This is a genomic window from Rothia sp. HMSC072B03, from assembly GCF_001809565.1.
Taxonomy (GTDB): domain Bacteria; phylum Actinomycetota; class Actinomycetes; order Actinomycetales; family Micrococcaceae; genus Rothia; species Rothia mucilaginosa_A.
Window position 1 is genome coordinate 33,193 of record NZ_KV797964.1, and the last position, 25,168, is coordinate 58,360.

Genomic DNA, 25,168 nt, shown 5'->3' on the forward strand with positions numbered 1-25,168 from the left:
GGGGTGCCCCGGATTTTCGGGGCACCCCGCCTTTTTATGGAATTTTTATTCTATTTTTTGCGTTTTGGGGCTCCACAGCTCGGAAGGTGCGCCCGGAAGGCGCGCGGAGCGCCAAAAAATTCGCTAGGATTAGGTTGTGCCTAAAGTCAGCGAAGAATACAAAAAGAACAGGCGTTCTCAGATTGTAGAGACCGCCCGCGAGTGTTTCATCAAGCACGGCTACCAGAAGGCCTCAATGAGCGAGATTATCGCCGCCACCGGCCTGTCTGCTGGAGCCATCTACAATCACTTCTCCTCCAAGGATGAGATTATCCTCGCCGCCGCGCGCATGGACCTGGCTCCCTTCGATCGCATCCGCGCCGAGCAGCCCTGGGACTACGTGTTCGGGTGCCTGAAGGTGCTGGACACCCCCAAGGTGCGCCGTCACCTGCTGGTGACCTGGGGTGAGGCGGTCTCCATGCCGCAGCTGGGTGCCCTGGTTTCCGAGCAGCTAACCTATCTGCGCGATCAGGCCCTGGAGCGCTACCGCGCCTGGGGCGCCGCTGAACTGGACTTCACCGATGAGGAGCTCGAGGAATGGCTGACCGTCATCGGCGCGGCCGTGCTCTCTGTGCTGACCGGTTACGTGGTGCAGACCCAGCTGGTGGCCGGCGGTAAGAAGGATAGCGCCCGCGAGGCCTACCTGGAGTACGCCTCCGCCATCCTGCGCCAGGCTTAGGACTCACCGACCTGCGCCGCCTTGCCGATAGGCCCGCCGGGGCGTGTCAAGCGTCCCGCACCGGTACCATACCGGCGCCGTAAAACTTCATCATGATGCATCCCAAAGCCCGTTTTCCTTCTCGAAGGAGAACGGGCTTTACGGTATTATGAGGTGTAGCTCATATTTTTTCATTCAGGGTTTTCAGCCGCAGACACTGCCGCAACCCCGATGACGAGCCACCGAAGATACCGTAAAAACACTCCCAGGAGCGTAATGACCGAGCAGAAGATCCTCGAGATGCCCCTCGCCGACCTCGACCCCGAGGTAGCAGAAGCCATTGAGCTGGAGCGCAAGCGCCAGCAGAACACCCTCGAGATGATTGCATCCGAGAACTTTGTCCCCCGCGCTGTGATGCAGAGCCAGGGCTCGGTGCTGACCAACAAGTACGCTGAGGGATACCCCGGCCGCCGCTACTACGGCGGCTGCGAGTACGTCGATATCGTTGAGGACCTCGCCATTGCCCGCGTGAAGGAGCTCTTCGGCGCGGAGCACGCGAACGTGCAGCCCCACTCCGGCGCGCAGGCGAACAACGCCGTCATGCACGCGCTGCTGAACCCCGGCGACACCATCATGGGTCTGTCCCTGGCGCACGGTGGCCACCTGACCCACGGTATGAAGCTGAACGTCTCCGGCAAGCTGTACAACGTTGTCGCCTACAGCGTGGACGAGAACGGCTACGTTGACATGGAGCAGGTGCGCGAGCTGGCCCTGGCCGAGCGCCCCAAGCTGATTATCGCCGGCTGGTCCGCGTACCCCCGCCAGCTGGACTTCGCCGCATTCCGCGCGATTGCCGACGAAATCGGCGCGTACCTGTGGGTGGACATGGCACACTTCGCGGGCCTGGTGGCTGCGGGTCTACACCCGAACCCCGTCCCGCACGCACACGTGGTGTCCTCCACCGTACACAAGACCCTGGGCGGCCCCCGCTCGGGCTTCATCCTCTGCACTGAGGAGCTGAAGAAGAAGATTGACTCTGCCGTGTTCCCCGGCCAGCAGGGCGGCCCGCTCATGCACGTGATTGCCGCGAAGGCTACCGCGTTCAAGATTGCCGCATCCGAGGGCTTCAAGGAGCGTCAGAAGCGCACCATTGAGGGCGCGCAGATCCTGGCGAAGCGCCTGCTGGAGCAGGACGTGAAGGACGCCGGCGTTTCGATTGCCTCCGGCGGCACCGACGTTCACCTGGTGCTCGTCGACCTGCGCCACCACGCGCTCAACGGCAAGGAAGCAGAAGACCTGCTGCACGACGCCGGCATCACCGTCAACCGTAACGCCGTTCCGAACGACCCGCGCCCGCCGATGGTGACCTCCGGTCTGCGCATCGGCACCTCCGCGCTGGCAACCCGCGGCTTCGACGCCGAGGGCTTCACCGAGGTGGCTGACATCATCGCCTCCGTGCTGCTGCCGAACCCGGACATCGCGGCCCTGCGCGCTCGCGTGGATGCGCTCTGCGCCAAGTACCCCCTCTACCAGGGCAGCGAGAACTGGTAGAACCGTGAATGACCCCGTTCGCTCATCCGCCCGTGTGGCCGATGCGCGGACGGGGTTATTTCGCCCTCCGCCCGCCGTCCCGGACCCGCTCTATCGGTGAGGCGCGGCGGGACCCCAAGAACCCAACACATAGACCATCCGTTTCGGCGAACCCGCCGTAATCTATGGAAGGAAAACAATGCCCCAGATTCTAGACGGTAACGCAACCGCTGCCGCCATCAAGGCGGAGCTGAAGGAGCGCGTCGAGGCGCTGAAGGCTAAGGGCATCACCCCCGGCCTGGGCACCGTCCTGGTCGGTGACGACCCGGCATCCCGCTCCTACGTGGGCGCTAAGCACCGCGACTGCGCGGAGATTGGTATTAACTCCATCCGCGTGGACCTGCCCGGCGATATCACCCAGGAGGAGCTCGACGCTGAGATTGACAAGCTGAACAACGATCCGGCCTGCACCAGCTACATTGTGCAACTGCCCCTGCCCAAGCACCTGGACACCAACCGCGTGCTCGAGCGCATCGCCCCCGAGAAGGACGCTGACGGCCTGCACCCGACCAACCTCGGCAAGCTCGTGCTGAACGTTTCTGAGCCGCTGGATTCCCCGCTGCCCTGCACTCCCAACGGTGTCATTGAGCTGGTGAAGCGCCACGGCATCGACTGGAACGGTAAGAACGTTGTGGTGCTCGGCCGCGGCATTACCGTGGGCCGCCCGCTGGGTCTGCTGCTGACCCGCCGCGAGGTGAATGCGACCGCAACCCTGGCGCACACCGGTACCGAGAACCTGGACGAGGTGCTGCGCGAGGCGGACGTCATCGTCGCCGCTGTGGGTGTGCCGCACGTGCTGAAGGCTCACCAGGTCAAGGAGGGCGCAATCCTGCTGGACGTTGGTGTTTCCCGCGCTGAGGACCCGGAGACCGGCAAGAAGAAGCTCTTCGGCGACGTCTCTCCGGAGGCCGCGCAGAAGGCGTCCTGGGTTTCCCCGAACCCCGGCGGTGTGGGCCCGATGACCCGCGCGGAGCTGCTGGTGAACGTGGTTGAGACTGCGGAGCGTCAGGCGGCGTAGGTCCCCGCGACGTTCGCATAGACCCGTAACGAAAGACCTGTAACGAAAGACCGGTAGCGAAAGGGCGGTGCCCCGGTAGAGCAATCTACCGGGGCACCGCCCTTTCGCGCGTCTCGTGCGGCCTCCTGCGTCAGGGGAGAGGCGCTAGAGAAGCAGCTCGTAAAAGTAGTGGTCCGAGAGGTACAGGGTCTCAGCGTATTCGACCGGCGTTCCCTCCTTGGTGTAGCCGGTGACGCACACCTTGAAGGCGGCCTCGCCCACGGGCACCTGCTGGTTGAACGCCTCGGCGTCGGCGTCGGTGAAGAGCGCCGCGCTGGTGCGTACGCGGGCGTGCTTAATGGCGTTGGGAGTGTCGGCAAGCTGGTCTAGCGAGCTCATCGCACCGGACATCTCCGCCATCATGGCGTCCAGGATGCTGCTGGCGGCTTCCTTGACAAAGTAGGAACGCTCGAAGCCGATGACCTCGTGGTTGGCCAGGCGCAGACGGCGTACGAAGAGGACCGACTCGCCCACGGGAACGGATAGTCGGGTCGAAATCTCCTCGGTGGCGTCCACCCAGCGGGTCGCGATCATGCGGGTCGAGCCTTCGAACCCGCGGCGGCGCATATCGTCGGCGAAGGTGTCCACGCGCGGGATGTACGTGGCTTCGCTGCGTTCGGCCACGTAGGTGCCGGACCCCTGCACGTTGTAGAGCAGGCCGCGCTCGATGAGGACCTTCAGGGCGCTGCGTACCGTCTGGCGGCTCACGCCGAAGTTCTGCTGAATCGTGCGCTCGGTCGGGAGCTTATCGCCGGGCTTACCCGGAATGATGTAGCGCTGCTCGAGGTAGTGAATCACCTGCTCGTACTTGGGTCCCGGAATCGGCGGCAGCTCATAGGTCTGGCTACCGTTGGGGGAAGTACTCGGGGAGGCCTGATCTGCGGCCTGAGCATCGGTGGAGAGCGAGTGGGCGGTGGGTTCGGGGGTATGTGAGGAGTGTGAATTCATCACCCAACATTTTAACCATCTGTGAAAGAAAAATGAATCACGGTGAATTTTTACTTCCGCGCATGCTGGCATAATTAAGACTATGCATTCTTCGATTCCTCCCGGTCCGCGTGAGCCCGGTCTGCTCCGCGTGGCGAGCGTCAACGTCAACGGCATCCGCGCCGCCTACCGCAAGAACATGGCCGACTGGCTGGCTGAGCGAGACATCGACATCCTCTGCCTGCAGGAGGTTCGCGCGCCCGACGCCATCGTGCGTGAGCTCCTCGATGAGTCGCAGTGGAATATTCTGCACGCCGAGGCCGCCGCTAAGGGCCGCGCGGGCGTGCTGGTGGCTACCCGCCGCACCCCGAACTCGGCTGGTGAGGTGCTGAAGGATCAGCCCGTGGCCACCCGCTCCACCATCGGCGAGGAGTACTTTGATGACTCGGGACGCTGGGTTGAGGCCGACTACGTTCTGCCGAACGGGCAGACCCTGACCGTGGTGAGCGCGTACGTGCACTCCGGCGAGGTCGGCACCCAGAAGCAGGAGGACAAGTACCGCTTCCTGGAGCGTATGCTGGTGCGTATGCCCGAGCTGGCCGGGCACTCCGATCACGTGCTCATCGTGGGTGACCTGAACGTGGGCCACACCGAACTGGATATCAAGAATTGGAAGGCCAACCAGAAGCGTGCGGGTTTCCTGCCCGAGGAACGCGCCTATTTCGACCGCTTCTTTGGCGATATCGGTTACCGCGACGTGGCGCGCGATCTGGCCGGTCAGGTGCCCGGCCCCTACACCTGGTGGTCCTACCGCGGTAAGGCCTTCGATAACGACGCCGGCTGGCGCATCGACTACCAGATGGCGACCCCCGCCTGGGCCGAGCGCGCCGTGCAGGCGCAGGTTGATCGCGCCGCCACCTACGAGGAGCGCTTTAGCGACCACGCGCCGCTGGTGGTGGACTACCGCATCGATGGCTAGAGCCTAGCGCCACCGCGCCCCGAACATAAGTTTTGAGATACACGCTGCACCGTTCGCAGCACCGCACAGGAAGTAACTGCACAGGAAATAACTATGGCAGACGAAAAGAAGCAGGATAAGTCCCTCATCCCGAACGCCTCCCAGCAGAAGACGCGTATCTTCTCTGGTGCCCAGCCCTCGGCCGATTCGATGCACCTGGGTAACTACATTGGCGCCGTGAACAACTGGGTGGCCCTGCAGAACGACCCGAATAACGAATGTCTGTTCTTTATTCCGGATATGCACGCCATCACCGTTCCGCAGGATCCCGAGGAGCTGCGCGAACGCACTCGCCTGACCGCGGCGCAGTACATCGCCTCCGGCATTGACCCGTCCCGTGCGCCCCTGTTCGTGCAGTCGCACGTGCCCGAGCACGCCCAGCTGGCCTGGGTTCTGAACTGCTTCACCGGCTTCGGCGAGGCCTCCCGCATGACTCAGTTCAAGGATAAGTCGCAGAAGCAGGGCGCCGATAAGGCCTCGGTTGGTCTGTTCACCTACCCGATTCTCATGGCCGCCGACATTCTGCTCTACCAGGCGGACGGCGTGCCCGTGGGCGAGGACCAGCGCCAGCACCTCGAACTGACCCGCAACCTGGCCCAGCGCTTCAACTCCCGCTTCGGCGAAACCTTCGTGGTGCCCGAACCGGTCATCCTGAAGGAAACCGCGAAGATTTACGACCTGCAGGAACCTACCTCGAAGATGTCCAAGTCGGCGGCATCCGATAAAGGCCTCATCAAGCTGCTGGACACCCCCAAGGTTACCCAGAAGAAGATTAAGTCCGCCGTGACCGACGACGGCTCCGTCATCGCCTACGACCGCGAGGCCAAGCCCGGCGTGTCCAACCTGCTCTCCATCTACTCCGCCATGACCGGCGAGAGCATCGACGAGATTGTGGCACGCTACGAGGGCAAGATGTACGGCCACCTGAAGGTCGACCTGGCCGATATCGTGGTGGACCGCCTGGCTCCGGTGCGCGAGCGCACCCTCGAGCTAATGGACGACCCCGCCGAGCTGGACCGCCTGCTGGCCGTGGGCGCCTCCGCCGCCCGCGAGATCGCCACCGCCACGATCGAAAACGTCTACAAGAAGGTCGGCTTCCTGCCCTCGGTGAGCATCTAGCTGCCGGGCGCTTATCAATTCCTCATCTTCAACGAACGCAAAGCGCACGACACCCATGACAGAACCCCGCGAGCAATCGAGTCCCTCTGGGGCCTCCGTATCACCCACCCTCAAGCCCGGTCGCCGCTACCTGAGCATTATTGCTCACGTGAGCGGTGAGAATGCTCAGCGCCTGGAGGAGTGGAAGCGGGAGACAGCGGGGGTCCCGGCCGCGTCAATGAGCACCCACGTGACCGTGTACGTGGCGGAGCTGGATGACTCCCTGCTGGATGCCGTGCGTTCCCCGCAGTTTTCCGAAGACCTGGGCGCCTCGCGTTTCGAGGCTCGCTGGGGGTCGGTGCACTCCTTCCGCCCGGTGACCGAGGTGGAGTACCTGAACCTGGAGGTGGGCAAGGCCGAATTCGAGCGGATTCACCGGGATCTTGTTCGGATGCTCGGTACGGGTGCGGCCCCCTTCCCGTACGTGCCGCACGTGACCCTGGGCCACGGTTTGAGCGAGGAACAGGTGGCCAGCGCCCGCGAGGCGTTTGACTCCCTGCCCGCGGAGCGGCGCACCTTCACGGTGGACCGCCTGCACTGCTACTCCTACGACGGGCAGAACTGGGAGGAAATCGGGGTTCTGCCGCTGCGGTAGTAGCCAGCCTAAAACGCTAAGAGAGATGCGACCGATAGACTGTCGGTCGCATCTCTCTTTATGCTTTCACATGGTTTATCTCAGCGTGAGATCCCTAGTGGGAGTGGGACTCGCCAGACTCGTGTGCCTCAGCGGAAGCCGAGGAGGAAGCCGAGCCGTGAGCTTCAGTGCCGTGTGACTCAGCCTCAACCGGCGCGGCGTTCGCAGAAGAAACACCCAGGATCTCGTTGGGGGTCTTGGGCAGTCCCACGCTCATGAGCTCCTTCGGAGCCGCCGGGTTCGACAGGGGCACCGCGATGAGCTTCTTGGTGGCCGGGTCGGTCACGTAGGCGGTCTTGCCATCCACCCACAGGGCCGGACGCTCGTCCTGCCAGGTCTCGGACTCGGTCCATGCCTCCATGAGCTGTACGGAGCCCAGCTCGGCACCGGTTGCCGGGTCGAAGACGCGCAGCTTGCCGTCGGTGGTCAGCAGCAGGGCCTCACCCTGGGGGCCGCGAGCCAGCGATCGGAAGGTGTAGCTCACGCCAGAAGGCAGGGAGTAGACGGTGCGGGTTGCCGCGACGGTGTCGATGATGGAGAACTTCTCGGGGCGCTCCAGCTTAGCGTCCTTGTCGGTCTTGTAGTCCGCCAGAACGTACTGGGAGTCAGCCTTGCCAGCCTGGTTACCGGAACGCGAGTACGGGTCCTCGGGGTTGGTGACCTTGGTGAACTTGCCGTCCTTGTAGACCAGCGCGCCGTCGGTGCAACCGATGGTGAACGCGCCGTCCTTGGCGATAGCTTCACCGTGCACGCCGGGGCATACGGGGCTCTCGGTTACGGTCTTGCCCTGCGCATCCACAACGGCGGCGCCGGTGCGGGTCTTCGAGTCGCCGACCGCCACCAGGTACTGGTTATCGGGCAGGGGGATGGCGAAGCCGTGGTGCGGCTTCGGCAGGGTGACGGTGGTGGTCTCCAGGGAGGAGGCGGTGCGCTTGTCCTGGGTCAGCTTCGCCGGGTCGTACACGGCGAAGGAGCCGGTGCCGTCAGCGAAGGCCGCAACCCTGCCGTTGTCCTTGATGACGTGGCCGGTATGGTCGGCGGCGAGGCTCAGGGAGCTCAGGGAAGGCGCGGTGGTGTAGTAGTGCGAGTGATCGCCGTGCGCTACGGACCACACGCCGGTGTCCAGGAAGGTGTAGCTGTTGCCGTCGGCCACGACGAGATGGCGGTTATCGCCGGCATCGGAGAGGCGCAGGAATCCTTCCTTGGGAATATCGGCCAGCAGTTTCATGTCCTTGGCGTCGTAGACGAGCACGCCGCCGTCGTAGGTGATGGCGACGCGGCTTGCCGCGCCCTTGCCTTCGGTGATGGGGGCGGGAGTTGCGCTCGCGGAAGTGGAGGCGCTGGGGTTGGTCTGTGCGTTCTGGGTGGCCTGGGAGCCACATGCGGTCAGGGCGAGGGCAGCCACGGCGCCGAGCGTGCCGGCGCGGGTGAGGAAAAACTTACGGGTCATGTGCATGCACCAAGACTAACATGAGAATGATTCTCTATAATGGTTGATCCTTGGCTCGTATCAGACTCTGGAAGTGCAACCTGCACGGGGTGCATAAGACATTCAGACCCCTGCCCAGCCGCAGGGAGCATCCTTCCACGCTCCACTAGGCAAAAGCCTTGAATCCACCCGCAAAATGACCCATTAGGGTAAAAGAAAACCGGTTCCCTTCTGACCAGAAGGGAACCGGTTTTCTTAGAGGTATCTTTTGCTCGAGTAGGGTTCATGCGCCTACTCAGGGCCAAAATTTTAGAGGAGGTTGTTCAGGCCTCGTGCCTTGATCTCACCCACGGCATCCTTGACAGCCTGTGCCTTGGAACGCGGTGCGACCAGCAGGGCATCGGGGGTGTCAACCACGACGATGTCGTTCAGGCCAATAATCGAAATCTTGCGATCGGTATTGGCTACAACAATGCCGGAGCAACCGTGGTTAATGACGTTATCCTTCTCGCCAAGGATGGTCAGCTGCTCGCCGCTCTTCTCGGAGTTGAGGCGTGCCACGGCGTCGAAGTCTCCAACATCATCCCAGCTGAAGGAGCCGGGAACCATGGCGACGTCGCCGGCGGCGGCGGCGGGCTCTGCCACCGCGTAGTCGATTGCGGTCTTGGGGAGGGTTTCCCACACCCGCTCCATGACGGCCTCGCGCTCGGGGGTGTCCCAAGCGTTAGCGATCTCCATGATGCCCGCGTACAGCTCGGGCTCGTTGGCCTCGAGGTGCTTGAGCATCAGGGCGGCCGGTGCCACGAACATGCCGGCGTTCCAGGTGTATTCACCGGAGTCCAGGTACTTCTGTGCGGTGGCGGTGTCCGGCTTCTCAACGAAGGTGTCCACGGCGTGCGCGTTGGGAGCATCCTCGATGCCCAGGGAAGCGCCGGCGTGAATGTAGCCGAAGGCGCTGGAGGGTTCGGTGGGGGTAATGCCGATGGTGACAATCTTGCCGGTTGCCGCGGTGATGACAGCCTCGGTCACCACGCGGTGGAACTCGTCCACGGGGCTGATGACGTGGTCGGCTGCGAAGGAGCCGATGATGGCGTCCGGCTCGCGGCGGTGGATGATGGCGCATGCCAGGCCGATAGCTGCAGCCGAGTCCTTGGGGGAGGGCTCCAGCACCAGGTCAGCGGCGCGCAGCTCAGGAATCTGCTGGGTGACCGCATTGGCGTGCGAGGTGCCGGTGACGACCATGACGGAACCGTTGCTGAGGTCGATGAGACGGTCGTAGGTGTCACGCAATAGGGAATTGCCCGACGAGGTGAGGTCGAGCAGGAACTTCGGGGCGTGCGCGCGGGACAGGGGCCACAAACGCGAGCCAACACCGCCGGCGGGAATCAGCGGGCGGAATCGAGTGAGTGCAGTATTCATCGCTTCAAGAATAACGGGTGAATTTGTCATATATCGAATTCTTTTAGGATTTGGCAGAAAATGTCAGGCGGCTCTCATTGGGGGAGGGGTGCATTGTTAGGTTAAGGTTACTTCCGCATCAACTCGGGGTAAATCGTAATATCGCAAAAAAAATATAACCTAATCCACGTTTATAGGCTGGGAAAAATCTATAAACAGTGTGTCAATAAGCTGTGAATTTACCTGATATCTTGGAAGTAACAGACGAACAAAGCAGTCGGCGAGTACATAGTCGTGACCGGCTCGCAGGGAGGCGCCCGGTGCCCCTTTGCGCCCCGAGCCCGCCGTCTCAGCAGGAGGTTATTCAGTGTTGAATGGTTCTAAGGGAACCCTCTACCGCGGCCGTTGGGGCATGTGGTCCTGGGTTGCTCACCGCATTACCGGTATCGCGATTTTCTTCTTCCTTCTTGTCCACATCCTCGATACCGCCGTCGTGCGCATCTCTCCGGAGGCCTACAACGGTGTGCTGGGCCTGTACAAGAACCCCATCATGGGCCTGGGTGAGACCGCCCTGGTAGCAGCCATCGTCTACCACGCCTTCAACGGTATCCGCATTATCCTCATCGACTTCTGGGGTAAGGCAACCAACGCACACGTGGAGCACATCCAAGCGAAGAACAAGGACGGCAACGTCGAAATCAGCCAGAAGGCAACCTACGTTCACATCAAGATTCTGTGGGTTGTGCTGATTCTCTGGGCACTCACCGTTGCCGGCTTCGCCGCCCGTCACCTGCCGATCGTTTTCTCGCACATGGGAGGTCACTAAACCATGGCTACTCCGCTTAAGCCCCGCACCTACGTACCCCGCCTGCGTGATAACCGCATCGACGGTGTGAAGTACAACCGCTCCTCTTCCAAGCGCAACAACTTTGAGATGTTCGCCTGGCTGGGCATGCGCCTGTCCGGCGTCGTGCTTGTGATTCTTATCTTTGGCCACCTCTTCTCGAACCTGATGGTCGGCGACGGCATCCACGCCATCGACTTCGGCTTCGTGGGTGGCAAGTGGGCCAACCCCTTCTGGCAGGTCTGGGACCTGTTGCTGCTGTGGCTGGCCATGCTGCACGGCACCAACGGCATCCGCGTCATCATCGACGATTACGCCGAGAAGGACCGCCTGCGCGTGTGGCTGAAGGTTATCCTCTTCGCTGCCTCCGCATTTGTCCTGCTGGTTGGTACCCTCACCATCTTCGCGTTTGACCCCTGCCCCTCGGGCGCAGCGGCCAACCTGCTCCCCAGCTTCTGCGCGGCACACTAACGACGACGTAACCGGCAGACAAATTCAAACATCGAAAACACAGAAAGAACATCATGCAGGTACATAAGTACGATGTAGTGATCGTCGGCGCCGGCGGTGCCGGTATGCGTGCCGCTATTGAGGCAGGCCAGCGAGTCCGCACCGCGGTTTTGACCAAGCTTTACCCGACCCGTTCCCACACCGGTGCGGCGCAGGGCGGTATGTGTGCCGCTCTGGCCAACGTCGAGGAGGACAACTGGGAGTGGCACACCTTTGACACCGTCAAGGGTGGCGATTACCTGGTCGATCAGGACGCGGCAGAAATTATGGCTAAGGAAGCCATCGACGCCGTGCTCGACCTGGAGAAGATGGGTCTTCCCTTCAACCGAACCCCCGAGGGCCGCATCGACCAGCGCCGCTTCGGTGGCCACACCCGCGACCACGGTAAGGCTGCCGTGCGCCGCGCATGCTACGCAGCTGACCGTACCGGCCACATGATTCTGCAGACCCTGTACCAGAACTGCGTGCGTCACAACGTTGAGTTCTACAACGAGTTCTACGTGCTCGACCTGATTCTGGTCAAGGACGAAGAGGGTAAGCCCCGTCCCGCCGGCGTTGTCTCCTATGACCTGGCAACCGGCGAGGTGCACGTCTTCCAGGCCAAGTCCGTAATCTTCGCATCCGGCGGTTGCGGCAAGATCTTCAAGACCACTTCCAACGCCCACACCCTCACCGGTGACGGCATGGCCATCGCACTGCGCGCCGGCCTGCCCCTGGAGGACATGGAGTTCGTTCAGTTCCACCCGACCGGCCTGGCAGGCCTGGGCATCCTCGTGACCGAGGGTGCTCGCGGTGAGGGCGGTATTCTCCGTAACGCTGACGGTGAGCGCTTCATGGAGCGCTACGCACCGACCATTAAGGACCTCGCACCCCGCGATATCGTGGCACGAGCCATGGCAAACGAGGTGCGCGAGGGCCGCGGCTGTGGCCCCCACAAGGACTACGTGCTGCTGGACCTGACCCACCTGGAGCCCTCGCACATCGACGAGAAGCTGCCGGATATCACCGAGTTCGCTCGTACCTACCTGGCCGTGGAACCGCACCACCAGCCCATCCCGGTGTTCCCCACCGCGCACTACGCAATGGGTGGTATTCCCACCAACAACGAGACCGAGGTGTACCGCAACAGCGAAGAGACCGTCCCCGGCCTCTACGCAGCCGGTGAGGTTGCCTGCGTGTCCGTGCACGGTGCAAACCGCCTGGGCACCAACTCCCTGCTCGACATCAACGTCTTCGGTAAGCGTGCCGGCCGCAAGGCCGCCGAGTACGCCGCATCCGCCGACTTCGTTCCCGTTCCGGACGACGCAGCAGATCGCGTTCTCAACATGCTCAACGGCATCCTCGAAGGCAAGGGCACCGAGAAGGTCGGCGCTATCCGCGCAGACCTGCAGAAGGCCATGGAGGCCGACATGCAGGTGTTCCGCACCGAGGAGACCATCCGCGCCGCACTGGCCACCATCGAGAAGCTCGAAGAGCGTTACAAGAACATCTCGATTCAGGACAAGGGCAAGCGCTTCAACCTCGACCTGCTCGAGGCCGTCGAGCTGGGCTTCCTGCTCCAGCTGGCCAAGGTCATGTCCGTCGGTGCGCTGCACCGCAAGGAGTCCCGCGGCGGTCACTACCGCGAGGACTACCCCAAGCGCGATGACGTGAACTTCATGAAGCACTCTATGGTCTACCTCGACCCCGAATCCGAGTTTGAGGGTGTGAAGGGCCTGCGTTTCGACACCAAGCCCGTCGTCTACACCCGTTACGAGCCGAAGGAGCGTAAGTACTAAAATGGCTGAAAACGAACTTCCCGAACCGGAATCCGTCAAGCTATTTGAGGGCATGACCGGCGGCGATTCCGACTCCATCCCCACGTACGACGTGATTATCAAGGTGCGCCGCTACAACCCGGAGGTTTCCTCCGAGGCGTACTGGGACGAGTTCCCGCTGACCATGTACCGCACCGACCGCGTGCTCGACGCCCTGCACAAGATTAAGTGGGAGCTGGACGGTTCCGTCTCCTTCCGCCGTTCTTGTGCACACGGCATCTGCGGCTCGGACGCAATGCGCATCAACGGTCGTAACCGCCTGGCCTGCAAGACCCTGCTCAAGGACCTTGACCTGTCCAAGCCCATTACCGTGGAGCCCCTGAAGGGTCTGCCCTGCGAGAAGGACCTCATCGTTGACATGGAGCCCTTCTTCCAGGCATACCGCGAAATCATGCCGTTCTTCATTAACGACTCGAACGAGCCTGAGCGTGAGCGCCTGCAGACCATTGAGGACCGTGCACGTTTCGATGACACCACCAAGTGCATCCTGTGTGCAGCATGTACCTCGTCCTGCCCGGTCTTCTGGACCGACGGTCAGTACTTCGGCCCCTCCGCTATCGTGAACGCTCACCGCTTCATCTTCGACTCGCGCGATGATGCAGGCGACCTGCGTCTGGAGATCCTGAACGACAAGGAAGGCGTGTGGCGCTGCCGCACCACCTTCAACTGCACCGAGGCTTGCCCCCGTGGCATCCAGATCACCAAGGCTATTGCCGAGGTGAAGCAGGCCATCCTGAGCCGTTCGCTCTAGAACGTTCCTTCTCGGATTCTTGAAGGCCAAACGCTTTCTGCGACAAGCCGTCGCCCCTCACCGGGCGGCGGCTTGTCGCGTGTCCGGGGTAGGGGAGAGAAACCGGGGGAAGCCGGAGTGAGGGAGAGGCACGCCCCGGAACCCCGCAGCCCTCGCCGCCTGCACCTCCGACGAACCTCCGAGCGGTCTTCAAAATCCGTCACAAAGTCACAGACATTCTTAAAGGGCCGGTAACGGTCGGGATGGATAGGTAAACCGTCACCGGGAGGGTTATTCTACTGTGTATGGTTTTTGCTAATTCTCGCTACGATTTGTCCACCCCCGTCTTCGACGATTGGGTGGAGCGCATGATGGGCACCCTCGTGCAATTCCGCCGCGAAGTGCACGCCAACCCCGAGCTTTCCTTCCGCGAGGTCGTCACGACCGAGCGCCTCATGAACCGACTGCGAGAAGCCGGCATGAACCCCATCGCCTGCGAAGGCACCGGTTGCTATGTCGACATCGGAGACGGCCCCTTCGCCGCGGCTCTGCGCGCCGATATCGACGCACTGCCCATCGTCGAGCAGACCGAGCTGCCCTACTCCTCCACGGTTCCCGGCGTGATGCACGCCTGCGGCCACGATATTCATCAGACCGTCATGTTGGGCGTGGCGCTGGCGCTACACGAGCTCAACGAGAAGACCCCGTTGGGCCGTAGCATCCGTATCCTCTTCCAGCCCGCCGAGGAACAGCTACCCGGTGGTGCCGTACAGATGATTTCCCAGGGCCTGCTCAAGGACGTTCCGCGTGCTTTCGCCTTGCACTGTGACCCGAAGGTGGACCTCGGTCAAATCGGTACGCGCATCGGTGCGATTACCAGCGCCTCCGACACCGTGAAGATTCACCTGAGCGGCCACGGCGGCCATACCTCCCGACCCCACCTGACCGAGGACCTCATCTACGCGATGAGCCAGATTGCGGTGCAGGTTCCCGCCGTGCTGACCCGCCGCACCGACGTTCGTTCGGGCGTGCTGGTTGCTTGGGGCCAGGTCAGCGCCGGCGTCGCCCCCAACGCGATTCCCGCCGAGGGCTACCTGGCCGGCACTATGCGCTGCCTGGACGTTGAGGTGTGGCGCCAGGCGGGCAACCTGCTGGACGAGGTCATCGAACAGGTCGCCGTTCCCTTCGGCGTGGACGCCCGCGTGGAGCACATCCGCGGCGTGCCCCCGGTCGTGAACACCGACCTGGAAACCACCATGCTCGAGAACGCCGCCCGCGCCGAACTGGGCGAGGATTCCATCGTGCTCGTCGAGCAGTCCATGGGCGGCGAGGACTTCGCGTGGATGTTGCAGGAGGTGCCCGGCTCCATGTTCCGACTGGGCACCCGCGCCCCCGGCGACCCCACCTACGACCTGCACCAGGGCGACTACGCCCCGAGCGAGCAGGCCATCGGCATTGGCGTGCGCGTCATGGCCGCAACCGCCCTGCGCGCGGTGCGCTTCGAGCTGGCCAAGGCCGCAAAGGCCGCCAACCCGGTACGAGACGAGGCCCGCTAGGCCCCGGGGTACCGAGCCGCGCATCCCGCGTTCTGCCGGCGTGCGGGTGGCAAGTTGTGTCGTTTCATAGAGTTTCGCCTCGCTATCGGTCGGATAGCGGGGCGAAACTCTATGCACACGATAGAATTAAAGAGATTATGAGGACATCAGCGTTGTGCCCGTGAACCCGCGCGTGGTCGCGAGGGAGGTTCGGCGGGCACCGCGCGTATTCACGGCGCACGCCGAAGGAGGACGCCCAAATGAGCTTCTTTGGGATCGGTAAGAAGAAGTGGGATGAACAGGCGCGCGAGGCGGAGAGCACCGCGGCACAGGACGGGCACGAGGAAAGCAAGCCGTCCCGCGGCTCGGGGCTGAGCGACAAAATTATGGAGCAGCAGCAGTGGGAGGATTCCCTGCGCCGTTTCGTGAAGTCGGAGGGCACCCGCCAGAACCGCGACGAGGAACGTTCCGAAGAGTATCGCGCCGTGGAAGACCTGAAGCGCGCCCTCCTGCACGATGACGAAGAGACCCCCTCGTTCACCGAGGGCTCCCTCTCGAATACCGGCAATACCACCGACGAGGAAGAGCGTCGTAGCATCCTGGAGGCTCTGAACTCCTACCCGCACGAGGACTCCGAGGCCGCCGCGGCTCCCGAAGCCCGCGAGGAGAGCAACGACTCCGAGGCCGTCGAGGACGCCCCGGCTGCTCCGGAGACCCCCGCTTTCCTGCGCGACGATGAGGACGAAACCTCCGAGAAGACCGAGGGCGACTCCTCCGCGAAGGCCGAACCCTCAACCGACACCGCCGAGGATGCTCGCTCCCAGTTTGAAGAGCACCTGCGCGCCGTCCGTGCGGAGAGTTCCGCGGAGGAAAGCCCGGCTACCTCTGACGTCGACGACACCGACCGTAACGCTGCCGCCGAGGAATACCTCTCGGCTGAGCAGATTCGCGAGGCGCGTACCCGCGCCGCCATCATCGAAGCAAAGAACGCCGGCCTGGACGACCTGGCCGCCGTCTACGCGGCTCGCCTGGGCCTGAATCCGGAGAGCGAAGAGGGTAGCTTCGAGGAGGTCGAGCAGGCCGAGGAATCCGAGGCCGTTGCCGCTAAGCAGCCCGCCGCCGAGCACTCCGCTTCCGAGCGTTCTACCGAGCCCGAATCCCTCAGCGCCGAGCCTACCCGCTCAGGCGAAAAGACCGAACCTGCGGCGGAGGTACTTGTGAGCGAAACGGCCACGGTGGAGGAGCTTTCCGAGCCTGCCTCCGAGCCTGCCGAGCCTTCTAACGAGTCCGAGGAGAAGCTCGAGGCCGCTAAGGACGAGGCAAAGAAGGACACCGAGGACCCCGCATCCGAGCCGGGATCCGACGAAGCCGCCTCCGCCGAGCAGAAGCTGAGCGCCGATGACGCCGAGCTTGTGGCCGAATCCATTGTGCTCACCGCCCCCGCAGAGGGTGCCGCGGACCTCCCCGTCCTCGGCGAGCAGCGCGCCCTCCACTCGCTGACTGAGCTCATGCGCACCCGCGGTTCGGGAACCCTGAGCCTGGAGCTGCGCCAGGTGGATGAGGACATGCACTACCGCCTGCTGCACCGCGGTCGCGAGGTCGAGAACGGCATCGTGCTGCCCGGCGTTGACTGGTTTGCGCCCGTCGCAGCCCTGTACACCGAGGCCCAGGAAGCCGGCGCGACCTGGAACCGCGCGGCTGTGACCCTGAACCCGCGCCTGGGTGAGGGCCTGGAGGTGCACGCCTCCTACCTGGGTGCCGTAGATGGGCAGACCACCCACGAGAGCTTCCTGCTCGAAACCCCCGCCCGCGAGGAGACCTCGGTTGTGGCTACCGCTGAGGCGGCTGAGGCAGCCGAAGCTCACCAGGCTGAAGCACCCGAGGCTGAAGCACCCGAGGCTGAGGCATCCGAGTCCGGCGATTCCCCGAAGGTTGAGCCCGAGACCCCCGCAGCTGAGGCTCAGCCCTCCGAGGAAGTCCGCGAGGAACAGGCTCCCGAGCAGGTCGAGCGCCAGAGCGCTCCTGCGGGCCTCGCCGTTGCCGGCGCTGCCGTGACCGGTGCCGCCGCGCTCGCCGCCTCGGCCTCCGAATCGGGCGAAGCCTCGGTCGCCGAGCCCGAGTACGAGCACGACTACGATAATGACCCGATTTTCGGTACCGCCAACTCGCAGGACGCCGAGGCTACTTCCGCACAGCCGGAGCAGCCCGAGGTTTCTGAGGCTGACGAGGACACCGAGCCCGTGCACGCCCAGCCCGATGCCGCTGAGGCTGAGGATGCTGAGGCCGAGGCCGTCGACCACGGCGAAGAGATGGAAGCCGCCCTGGCCGCTATCGTCGCCAACGCCCAGGAGAAGCTGGACGATCCGCAGGAACCCGAGGAAACCTCCACCGAGGCTGCCGCGTTCGTCTCCGTCGAGGAGCCCGCGGCACCGGTCGAGGCTCCTGCCGCTGAGGCTTCCAACGCTGAGTCTTCCGCCGCGGAATCTTCCGCTCACGAGGCTCCCGCCGAAAAGGGTGAAAAGACCGCTGAGGAGGTAGCATCCACCGAGGCTGAGCCCGAACTGCCCACCTTCCTGAACGACCGCGAGTTGGTGCCCGCCGACGAGGCAGAGGAACCCTCGAAGACCGCGAAGGCAGAGGAACCCGAACCCGCCCAGGTCCGTTCCGAGGAACCTGCAAAGGCGGAGGCACCGGCGCCGGCCGTCACCGGTGCGCTCGCCGCGGCAGCAGCCGTGGCCGCCGGTGGCGCCGCAGCATCCGCTGCTCCCGTTGCTTCTTCGGCAGCATCCTCGGCGGTGCCCTCGGCACCCTCGACCCCGGTCCTGAGCGAGCTCAACGAGCTGCCCGCCGTCGCCGACGAGCCGGATACCCCCGCATCCCAGCCGGTGAGCCCGCTGGTTCCTTCCGAAACTCAGCTGGCAGCCGGCAACCTGGTTTTGACGGAGGCTCAGGTCGCTCAGCGTCTGGCGCCGGTCGTCGAGCACCTCTTCGGCGAGAACGGCACCGCAAAGGACGCCACCACCGTGCTGATTCGTGTACGTGCCCTCGGATCCTACTACGACGCCTTGACCCACGTGCGCCGCAACGGCTTCTGGGAGCAGGCACGCACCTTCGAGCTGATTCCCGAAACCCTGCTCGATATTCCCGCCCTGAAGACCGACTCGTACAGCGAGGGTGAGGGCTCGCCGCTGGCCATGAGCCTCACCTTCACCCCCGGCGTGCCGGTACAGGCTGCGTTTGACTATGCGAACGAGCAGGCCTTCGTCAGCTACCCGCGCCCGCTGGATGCTGAACGCTACGTGGAGGAGTTGCGCATGTTCCCGCGTCTGGGTTCGAAGATCCCGGCGCACATGACGAGCGCCCTGTCGCACTGGAACCTCTAAAACCATTTGAGCCGCGCCGGCTCCCCGTGTGGGGGTCGGCGCGGCGCGCTGTATTCACACTTTCGATGAGGAAGACCGCTATGACTGATACCCCCATCACTCCCGATTTGCCCGCCACCCGGAGCAGCGAAGACACCGCCCGTCGAGCCGGAGGGGCCTTCGAGACGCTCGTTGAGACGATGGCCCGCCTGCGCGCTCCCGGAGGTTGCCCCTGGGACGCCGAGCAGACCCACGCCTCCCTGATTCGCTACCTCGTGGAGGAATCCTACGAGGTCGTCGAGGCCGTAGAAACCGGCGGCGAGCCGAATATGCCGCTGCTGCGTGAGGAGCTGGGCGACGTGCTGCTGCAGGTCGTGTTCCACTCTGATATTGCTGCGGCAAACCCGCAGGGCTTCGACATTGTGCAGGTGGTTGAGGGCCTGGTGCAGAAGCTTCGTTCCCGCCACCCCGACGTGTTCGCGGCTGAGTCTGAGGGCTCTTCGGAGGCACCCCGCACCGCCGCCGAACAGCAGGCGGCGTGGGATGCGTTGAAGAAGAAGGAGAAGAGCGACCGTGGCGCTCTGGACGGTATTCCGCCGCACCTGCCGGCGCTCGCTATGGCTGAGAAGACTGCTGTGAAGGCACGTAAGGCGGGTATTATTCTGCCGCCGGAGCCCACGAGCATGGACGACGACCTGCGTTATATGCACAACGAGGAGGATTTCGGCGAGCTTTTGTTCGCGCTGGTCTGCCGTGCTCAGCGCAATGGCCTGGACGCCGAACGCGCCCTGCGTTCGTACATCCGCCGCTATGTTGCGCAGCATACGAATGACGAGCCGCGCTATTAACCGTGGGTGATGCCCCGCCGGTTGGGGTCGTGTTGTGCTTTGGGATACATCCCACACGCGCGGTCGGCGGGGGAGTGGGGGCTCTCTGCGCGTCGATTGCCGCGTCCTGTAGGGCTACTAAGGGTTCCATACACCTTCACTAAGGGGTCTAAAAAAGCGGTGGCTACTAGTGTGTTTGTGTGGGAATTTTGCTAGAATTTAGGGGACGCGACGCGCCACGATCGGGTGCGTCGTTCACATCCTTGACGTCTCATAAGGAGAACAATCCATGGCTGTTATTACCGCAGTTCACGCACGCCAGATCCTGGATTCCCGCGGCAACCCGACCGTTGAGGTCGAGGTTCTGCTCGAAGACGGTGCATTCGCCCGCGCAGCTGTGCCCTCGGGCGCATCCACCGGTGAGTGGGAGGCTGTTGAGCGCCGCGACGGCGACAAGTCCGTATACCTGGGCAAGGGTGTTCTGGGCGCAGTGAAGTCTGTTATCGAAGAAATCGCTGAAGAGGTCATCGGCATCGAGGCTTCCGACCAGCGCGCTGTTGACGCAGCCATGATTGCTCTGGACGGCACCAACAACAAGGGCAAGCTGGGCGCCAACGCTATCCTGGGCGTCTCCCTGGCCGTGGCCAAGGCTGCTGCTGAGTCTGCAGACCTGCCCCTGTACAAGTACCTCGGCGGCCCGAACGCCCACGTTCTGCCCGTCCCCATGATGAACATCCTCAACGGTGGTTCTCACGCAGACTCCAACGTTGACATCCAGGAGTTCATGATTGCTCCCATCGGCTTCGAGACCTACTCCGAGGCTCTGCGTGCAGGTGTTGAGGTTTACCACTCCCTGAAGTCCGTGCTGCACGACCGCGGTCTGGCAACCGGCCTGGGCGACGAGGGCGGCTTCGCACCCAACCTGGAGTCCAACGCAGCTGCACTGGACCTGATCGTTGAGGCAATCGAGAAGGCCGGCTACAAGCCGGGTGAGCAGGTTGCACTGGCTCTGGACGTTGCTTCCTCCGAGTTCTACAACGACGGCGCATACGACTTCGAGGGTCAGAAGAAGTCCGCAGCCGAGATGAGCGCATACTACGCTGACCTGGTTGCTAAGTACCCGCTGGTTTCCATCGAGGACCCGCTGGACGAGAACGACTGGGAGGGCTACAAGACCCTGACCGAGCAGATCGGTGACAAGGTCCAGATCGTCGGTGACGACCTGTTCGTGACCAACCCCGAGCGCCTGGCTCGCGGCATCAAGGAGGGCGCTGCTAACGCTCTGCTGGTGAAGGTGAACCAGATCGGTTCGCTGACCGAGACCCTGGACGCAATGGAGCTGGCTCAGCGCCACGAGTACCGTTGCATGGTTTCTCACCGTTCCGGTGAGACCGAGGACGTCACCATCGCCGACCTGGCTGTTGCAACCAACGCAGGCCAGATCAAGACCGGTGCTCCCGCACGTTCCGAGCGCGTTGCTAAGTACAACCAGCTGCTGCGCATCGAGGAAGAGCTGGGCGACGCAGCTGTCTACGCTGGCAAGTCCGCATTCCCCCGCTTCAAGGCATAATGACGCCTGAAGACTTATAAGGGATGTTCTGCTGAACTTCCCTGAATAGACCGGGTCGGCCCCGATACATCGTGAGGCAATTCATCACGTCATGTATTGTGGTTCGGCCCGGTTTTTCCTTATCAGAGGCATATAATCTTGGGTATATACTCACTCACACTTCGTACTTTCAGCTGGTTTAAGGCGTTATTGACTACTTAAACCTATGCACCCACTTGGTGCTTTTCGGCTACTCGGGTCGTACCTGACTATATCGTGATGTGATTCATGACAGATAGTTACGGTGCGGCCTTATTTTTATGCCGATAGAACATCCAGGCTTATTTCACTCACACTTCAGATAAGGAAATCATGACTGTCTGCTATCTCATCCTCGCCCATAAGTACCCGGAGCAGTTCAAGAAAATTGCTCAGCATATTTTGAATTCTGGTGGGGTATGCGTTGCCCACATTGATAAGAAGGCCAATCTTGACGATTTCTACGTCGAGGGTGTGTCTTACGTTCGTGAGCGTGAGAATGTGCGTTGGGCCGGTTACTCTGCGGTGAAGGCAACTCAAAAAATGCTTGCCCAGGCTTTGAAGGAGTATCCGGAGGCAACTCATTACGCATCTATTACGGGGCAGTGCTATCCTGTGCGTCCTCTTCGCGAATACGCTGATTTTCTTGCCCGACCCGAAAATCTGGAGCGCTCCTGGGTAAGCTTCTACGCTCTGGCTCCCGGAATGCGTAACTACAAGCTGGTGCTGTACCGGGAATATAAGGACTTTGAAGGCCTGCTGCCTGAAGGGATTATCCGCAGGGGCGTACGCAAAGTGTATTACAAGATTTCACGAATGTTCCCCCGCAAGAATTTGCCCGTCCAGTTTTATCAGGGCTCGGCCTATTGGACGATTTCTCGTTCGGCTGCACTTCAGGTGATGGACTTTTTGAAGACCCCGAAGGGCCGAGAGGTCACCAAGATTTTCCGTTCTGCCCCTATGCCTGACGAGTTGTGGATGCAGAGTGTGCTCCTCAATATTCCCGCTCGTGAGAGCGTTGAGGCATGGGCAACCGATGGTCAGCTGGCACCGGGCACAAAGCACTCTGAGAACCATGCAAATCACCATTACATTGACTGGAGCGGGAATGGCGCCCACCCTGAGGTACTTGTCGAGGAGGACCTCCCCGCTATTCTCGAATCAGGAAAGTGGTTTACCCGTAAGGTCGACCCCGAAATTTCTGCAGAACTTATCAAAGCGTTGGATGCTATTCAGGCTGGATAGTCAGAGTCTAGGCTTTGGATAAGACAGAATATACCGGAGGCGGCGCTACCCCAATCGGGGTGGCGCCGCCTCCGGCTGTACCCGGGAGAGCACCCGTTACCCGGGTAGCGCAGAAAGCCCTGGAGCCCCTCGAAATAGGCCAGGAAACAGTCCCGGAAGGAACGCTCAGGCGGGTACACAAACCCGGGTAGAATAGGTAGAAGCGCACCGCTGTAGGAACAACGATGGGGGAGAGAACTAATGAGCCAGCGAGCAGACGAGCAGACCCGGCGTAACGCAACGGGTCGCACCTCGACTGAGGACCGCGGCACCGCTCAAACCTCCACCGATTCCCAGAAGCCCTCGGCGGCCCGCCAGGCCGGCACCTCCCTGTTGAAGAAGGCCAGCGCGCTCTTCTTCGGCGTGGGCCTCAACCGCCGTCACCCCGAACGCGAACGCGCGGAGCAGGCCCGCCGGCAGGAACGCGCGCGGCGCCGTGCCCGTCGACAGAACGGTGAAGATGAAGGCTACGCCACGCCCGTGGCCGCCCACATGTTTTCCGGGCGAAGCTTCCTGATGACCGTTATGGTGGGCGTGATTGCCCTTGGCACCGCATACCCGGTGGTCACCTACATGGATCAGGACCGGGAAATGAACCGAATCCACACCCACATCTCGCAGCTGCAGCAGGAGAACGCCCAGCTGAAGGCCGAACAGACCTGGTGGAACGACGATAACTACGTGCGCCAGCAGGCCCGCAGCCGCCTCTACTATGTGAACCCCGGCGACACCCCCTACGTGGTCACCGGCATTACCGAGGACTCCACGAAGGCGGACGGTACTTCTGCGAACGCGAAGAACGCCCCCGAGGAAGCCTGGACTACCAAGGTTTGGAATTCTCTCGAGAAGAACTAAAACCGCGCCGAGCGGCTGGCCGAGAGGCTCGCCGCGCAGACCGGCGACCCGCCACGAACCCACGACCCTAACGTTCCCGGACCGCACGAGCGGACGGGACAGGAATAAAGGACTATGAGCACCGAAAACACCATTGAGGACCTGAAGAACCGTACCCCCGGCGGTTTCGGCGTGACCGTTGAAACCCTGAAGCCCACCGAGCAGGACATCCGTGTTCTCTCCGCACAGCTGGGCCGCAAGGTGCGTGACGTGGTCGAGATTCCCGCCCGCTGCGTGTGCGGCAACCCGCTGGTCGCCGCCACCGCACCTCGCCTGAGCAACGGCACCCCCTTCCCGACCGTGTTCTACCTGGCGCACCCGGTCATCACCGCCGCCGCATCCCGCCTGGAGGCTGGCGGCCTCATGTACGAGATGACCGACGCCCTCGCCGAGGATGCCGAACTGGCCGCTGCCTACGCCGCAGCCCACGAGAACTACCTGGCCGAGCGTGAGCGCATCCGCCTGATCAGCGGTACCGACGAGGTTCCCGAGATTGACGGCATCTCGGCCGGCGGCATGCCCACCCGCGTGAAGTGCCTGCACGCCGTCATCGGCCACACCCTCTCGGTGGGTCGCGGCGTGAACCCCATGGGTGACCGCGGCCTGGACGCTATCGCAGAATGGTGGACCCCCGAGGTATGCTCCTGCGACCCCGCCTGGCGCGAGGAAGCCTAAATACTGATTTCGATGCGCCCGCACCGTCGCCCGTGACGGCGCGGGCGCATAATAGATAGAAAGAGCGCCGAGAAGCGAAAACAGCTTCGCCTGCGGCGCTCGCGTTGCCTTGGGCAGCGAACGATGATGACGATAGTCCTGAAAGGAACCCACCGTGCGCGTTGGAGCGATTGACTGCGGTACGAACTCTATCCGTCTGCTGATTGCCGATTCCACCACTGAGGTGGTGGACGGGGTCGAGAAGACCGTCCTGAAGGACGTTGTGCGCGAGATGCGCATCGTGCGTCTGGGCCAGGGCGTGGATGCGACCGGCTGGCTGGCGCAGGAGGCCCTGGACCGCACCTTCGCGGCGGCTCGCGAGTACGCCGTACTGCTGCGTGACCACGACGTGGACTCGGTGCGTTTCGTGGCGACCAGCGCAACCCGCGATGCGGGCAACCGCAACGTCTTCGTGAACGGCATCCGCGACATCCTGGGCATTGAGCCCGAGGTGATTAGCGGCGACGAGGAAGCCGCGCTCTCCTTCGCGGGTGCCGTGCGCGCCGTGGGTGCGGGCGACGGCGACACCCTGGTGTTCGACCTGGGCGGTGGCTCCACCGAATTCGTGCTGGGGGATGAGTCGGGCGTGAAGGCTTCCCGTAGCGTCAACATCGGTTGCGTGCGCCTGACCGAGCGTCACATGGTGAACGCGCCGGCGACCGAATCGCAGATTGCCCGCGTTGAGGCAGACACCGACGAAGCTCTTGACGTGGCCCGCAAGACCGTCCCCCTGCAGAACGCCCGCCGCGTGGTGGCCGTGGCCGGTACCGCGACGACGATTGCGGCGGCCGCCCTGGGCCTGGACCGCTACGATTCCGAGGCCATTAACGCGCAGACCTTCTCCATCGAGACCGTTCAGAAGACTTCTCGCTGGCTGGCTTCTCTGAACCGTGCCGAGCGCGAGGCCTTGGGCTACATGCACCCGGGCCGGGTGGATGTGATTGGTGCCGGCGCAACGATTTACGCCCGCATCCTGACTCGCCTGAACGAGCTGACCGACGGGGCGGTGGATTCGGTGACGGTGAGCGAGCACGACATTCTGGACGGCATCGCGCTGTCTCAGCTGTAGCCCGTTACTTCGGCAAAATCCGCCCCGATTCCGGGCCGGAAATCCTAACGGCCGACCCGCGCGGTGCGGGTCGGCCGGCCTGTATT

General features: G+C 62.9%; 21 protein-coding genes. 18 read left to right on the top strand and 3 right to left on the bottom strand.

Annotated features, from left to right (window positions below):
- Positions 1 to 136: 136 nt before the first annotated feature.
- The 3 genes from HMPREF2630_RS00715 to HMPREF2630_RS00725 all read left to right on the top strand — a co-directional run bounded on the left by HMPREF2630_RS00715 (position 137) and on the right by HMPREF2630_RS00725 (position 3,305).
- Complete coding sequence (locus tag HMPREF2630_RS00715) at positions 137 to 718, top strand: TetR/AcrR family transcriptional regulator (protein ID WP_070482875.1); 582 nt, start codon at positions 137 to 139, stop codon at positions 716 to 718.
- 255 nt (positions 719 to 973) lie between these two features.
- Positions 974 to 2,248 (top strand): serine hydroxymethyltransferase, encoded by a 1,275-nt coding sequence (gene glyA / locus HMPREF2630_RS00720; RefSeq protein WP_049333068.1) that lies wholly within the window; start codon positions 974 to 976, stop codon positions 2,246 to 2,248.
- A 178-nt stretch (positions 2,249 to 2,426) separates the two neighbouring features.
- Entirely contained in the window at positions 2,427 to 3,305 is an 879-nt protein-coding gene (locus tag HMPREF2630_RS00725) for a bifunctional methylenetetrahydrofolate dehydrogenase/methenyltetrahydrofolate cyclohydrolase (RefSeq protein WP_070482878.1), read from the top strand.
- Positions 3,306 to 3,449: 144 nt separating this feature from the next.
- On the opposite strand, the gene HMPREF2630_RS00730 is transcribed toward HMPREF2630_RS00725, so the two are convergent.
- Positions 3,450 to 4,295, bottom strand: a complete 846-nt coding sequence (locus tag HMPREF2630_RS00730; protein ID WP_070482881.1) for a GntR family transcriptional regulator — start codon at positions 4,293 to 4,295, stop codon at positions 3,450 to 3,452.
- A gap of 79 nt (positions 4,296 to 4,374) precedes the next feature.
- On the opposite strand from HMPREF2630_RS00730, the gene HMPREF2630_RS00735 reads away from it, so the two are divergent.
- The 3 genes from HMPREF2630_RS00735 to HMPREF2630_RS00745 all read left to right on the top strand — a co-directional run bounded on the left by HMPREF2630_RS00735 (position 4,375) and on the right by HMPREF2630_RS00745 (position 7,042).
- Positions 4,375 to 5,250, top strand: coding sequence for an exodeoxyribonuclease III (locus HMPREF2630_RS00735; protein ID WP_070482885.1), 876 nt, complete (start codon positions 4,375 to 4,377; stop codon positions 5,248 to 5,250).
- A 93-nt stretch (positions 5,251 to 5,343) separates the two neighbouring features.
- Positions 5,344 to 6,408 (top strand): tryptophan--tRNA ligase, encoded by a 1,065-nt coding sequence (gene trpS, locus HMPREF2630_RS00740; RefSeq protein ID WP_049333061.1) that lies wholly within the window; start codon positions 5,344 to 5,346, stop codon positions 6,406 to 6,408.
- 55 nt (positions 6,409 to 6,463) lie between these two features.
- Positions 6,464 to 7,042 carry a 2'-5' RNA ligase family protein gene (locus HMPREF2630_RS00745; protein WP_070482888.1) on the top strand — a complete coding sequence of 193 codons (579 nt, stop codon included), beginning with the start codon at positions 6,464 to 6,466 and terminating at the stop codon, positions 7,040 to 7,042.
- Between the two features lie 94 nt (positions 7,043 to 7,136).
- On the opposite strand, the gene HMPREF2630_RS00750 is transcribed toward HMPREF2630_RS00745, so the two are convergent.
- Together HMPREF2630_RS00750 and HMPREF2630_RS00755 are read right to left on the bottom strand one after the other, a co-directional pair.
- The gene (locus HMPREF2630_RS00750; RefSeq protein WP_246822723.1) at positions 7,137 to 8,531 is read right to left on the bottom strand and encodes a hypothetical protein; all 1,395 of its coding nucleotides are present in this window, start codon (positions 8,529 to 8,531) and stop codon (positions 7,137 to 7,139) included.
- A 288-nt stretch (positions 8,532 to 8,819) separates the two neighbouring features.
- Positions 8,820 to 9,929, bottom strand: coding sequence for a mannose-1-phosphate guanylyltransferase (locus HMPREF2630_RS00755; RefSeq protein WP_080974952.1), 1,110 nt, complete (start codon positions 9,927 to 9,929; stop codon positions 8,820 to 8,822).
- Positions 9,930 to 10,275: 346 nt separating this feature from the next.
- Here HMPREF2630_RS00755 and sdhC point away from each other — a divergent pair, with 346 nt between their 5' ends.
- From sdhC to HMPREF2630_RS00815, 12 genes are all read left to right on the top strand, one after another.
- A complete protein-coding gene (gene sdhC / locus HMPREF2630_RS00760) occupies positions 10,276 to 10,734 on the top strand; it encodes a succinate dehydrogenase, cytochrome b556 subunit (RefSeq protein ID WP_083298867.1) in 459 nt (152 codons plus the stop codon).
- 3 nt (positions 10,735 to 10,737) lie between these two features.
- The gene (locus tag HMPREF2630_RS00765; RefSeq protein WP_049333054.1) at positions 10,738 to 11,223 is read left to right on the top strand and encodes a succinate dehydrogenase hydrophobic membrane anchor subunit; all 486 of its coding nucleotides are present in this window, start codon (positions 10,738 to 10,740) and stop codon (positions 11,221 to 11,223) included.
- A gap of 53 nt (positions 11,224 to 11,276) precedes the next feature.
- Complete coding sequence (sdhA, locus tag HMPREF2630_RS00770) at positions 11,277 to 13,040, top strand: succinate dehydrogenase flavoprotein subunit (protein ID WP_049333051.1); 1,764 nt, start codon at positions 11,277 to 11,279, stop codon at positions 13,038 to 13,040.
- A 1-nt stretch (position 13,041) separates the two neighbouring features.
- Positions 13,042 to 13,830, top strand: coding sequence for a succinate dehydrogenase iron-sulfur subunit (locus tag HMPREF2630_RS00775; RefSeq protein WP_070482893.1), 789 nt, complete (start codon positions 13,042 to 13,044; stop codon positions 13,828 to 13,830).
- Positions 13,831 to 14,114: 284 nt separating this feature from the next.
- On the top strand, positions 14,115 to 15,365 hold the full coding sequence (locus HMPREF2630_RS00780) for an amidohydrolase (protein WP_049333049.1): 1,251 nt from the start codon (positions 14,115 to 14,117) through the stop codon (positions 15,363 to 15,365).
- A 239-nt stretch (positions 15,366 to 15,604) separates the two neighbouring features.
- Positions 15,605 to 18,727: a hypothetical protein gene (locus HMPREF2630_RS00785; protein WP_049342925.1), complete on the top strand. Its 3,123-nt coding sequence runs from the start codon at positions 15,605 to 15,607 to the stop codon at positions 18,725 to 18,727.
- A gap of 80 nt (positions 18,728 to 18,807) precedes the next feature.
- On the top strand, positions 18,808 to 19,554 hold the full coding sequence (locus HMPREF2630_RS00790) for a nucleoside triphosphate pyrophosphohydrolase (protein WP_049342926.1): 747 nt from the start codon (positions 18,808 to 18,810) through the stop codon (positions 19,552 to 19,554).
- Positions 19,555 to 19,822: 268 nt separating this feature from the next.
- Positions 19,823 to 21,103: a phosphopyruvate hydratase gene (gene eno, locus HMPREF2630_RS00795; RefSeq protein WP_049342927.1), complete on the top strand. Its 1,281-nt coding sequence runs from the start codon at positions 19,823 to 19,825 to the stop codon at positions 21,101 to 21,103.
- A gap of 351 nt (positions 21,104 to 21,454) precedes the next feature.
- On the top strand, positions 21,455 to 22,366 hold the full coding sequence (locus HMPREF2630_RS00800; RefSeq protein ID WP_070482896.1) for a core-2/I-branching beta-1,6-N-acetylglucosaminyltransferase family protein: 912 nt from the start codon (positions 21,455 to 21,457) through the stop codon (positions 22,364 to 22,366).
- 240 nt (positions 22,367 to 22,606) lie between these two features.
- Positions 22,607 to 23,260, top strand: coding sequence for a septum formation initiator family protein (locus tag HMPREF2630_RS00805; RefSeq protein WP_070482899.1), 654 nt, complete (start codon positions 22,607 to 22,609; stop codon positions 23,258 to 23,260).
- A gap of 114 nt (positions 23,261 to 23,374) precedes the next feature.
- Positions 23,375 to 23,974, top strand: coding sequence for a DUF501 domain-containing protein (locus tag HMPREF2630_RS00810; protein ID WP_070482901.1), 600 nt, complete (start codon positions 23,375 to 23,377; stop codon positions 23,972 to 23,974).
- A gap of 154 nt (positions 23,975 to 24,128) precedes the next feature.
- The gene (locus HMPREF2630_RS00815; protein ID WP_049342928.1) at positions 24,129 to 25,082 is read left to right on the top strand and encodes a Ppx/GppA phosphatase family protein; all 954 of its coding nucleotides are present in this window, start codon (positions 24,129 to 24,131) and stop codon (positions 25,080 to 25,082) included.
- Positions 25,083 to 25,168 lie beyond the last annotated feature (86 nt).

Coding starts and splice junctions, on each gene's coding strand:
- HMPREF2630_RS00790 (WP_049342926.1), top strand. CDS start 18,808: ATGACTGATACCCCCATCACTCCCGATTTGCCCGCCACCCGGAGCAGC.
- sdhA (WP_049333051.1), top strand. CDS start 11,277: ATGCAGGTACATAAGTACGATGTAGTGATCGTCGGCGCCGGCGGTGCC.
- HMPREF2630_RS00750 (WP_246822723.1), bottom strand. CDS start 8,531: ATGACCCGTAAGTTTTTCCTCACCCGCGCCGGCACGCTCGGCGCCGTG.
- HMPREF2630_RS00810 (WP_070482901.1), top strand. CDS start 23,375: ATGAGCACCGAAAACACCATTGAGGACCTGAAGAACCGTACCCCCGGC.
- HMPREF2630_RS00755 (WP_080974952.1), bottom strand. CDS start 9,929: ATGAATACTGCACTCACTCGATTCCGCCCGCTGATTCCCGCCGGCGGT.
- HMPREF2630_RS00805 (WP_070482899.1), top strand. CDS start 22,607: ATGAGCCAGCGAGCAGACGAGCAGACCCGGCGTAACGCAACGGGTCGC.
- glyA (WP_049333068.1), top strand. CDS start 974: ATGACCGAGCAGAAGATCCTCGAGATGCCCCTCGCCGACCTCGACCCC.
- eno (WP_049342927.1), top strand. CDS start 19,823: ATGGCTGTTATTACCGCAGTTCACGCACGCCAGATCCTGGATTCCCGC.
- HMPREF2630_RS00725 (WP_070482878.1), top strand. CDS start 2,427: ATGCCCCAGATTCTAGACGGTAACGCAACCGCTGCCGCCATCAAGGCG.
- HMPREF2630_RS00745 (WP_070482888.1), top strand. CDS start 6,464: ATGACAGAACCCCGCGAGCAATCGAGTCCCTCTGGGGCCTCCGTATCA.
- HMPREF2630_RS00775 (WP_070482893.1), top strand. CDS start 13,042: ATGGCTGAAAACGAACTTCCCGAACCGGAATCCGTCAAGCTATTTGAG.
- HMPREF2630_RS00735 (WP_070482885.1), top strand. CDS start 4,375: ATGCATTCTTCGATTCCTCCCGGTCCGCGTGAGCCCGGTCTGCTCCGC.
- HMPREF2630_RS00780 (WP_049333049.1), top strand. CDS start 14,115: ATGGTTTTTGCTAATTCTCGCTACGATTTGTCCACCCCCGTCTTCGAC.
- HMPREF2630_RS00785 (WP_049342925.1), top strand. CDS start 15,605: ATGAGCTTCTTTGGGATCGGTAAGAAGAAGTGGGATGAACAGGCGCGC.
- HMPREF2630_RS00765 (WP_049333054.1), top strand. CDS start 10,738: ATGGCTACTCCGCTTAAGCCCCGCACCTACGTACCCCGCCTGCGTGAT.
- trpS (WP_049333061.1), top strand. CDS start 5,344: ATGGCAGACGAAAAGAAGCAGGATAAGTCCCTCATCCCGAACGCCTCC.
- HMPREF2630_RS00800 (WP_070482896.1), top strand. CDS start 21,455: ATGACTGTCTGCTATCTCATCCTCGCCCATAAGTACCCGGAGCAGTTC.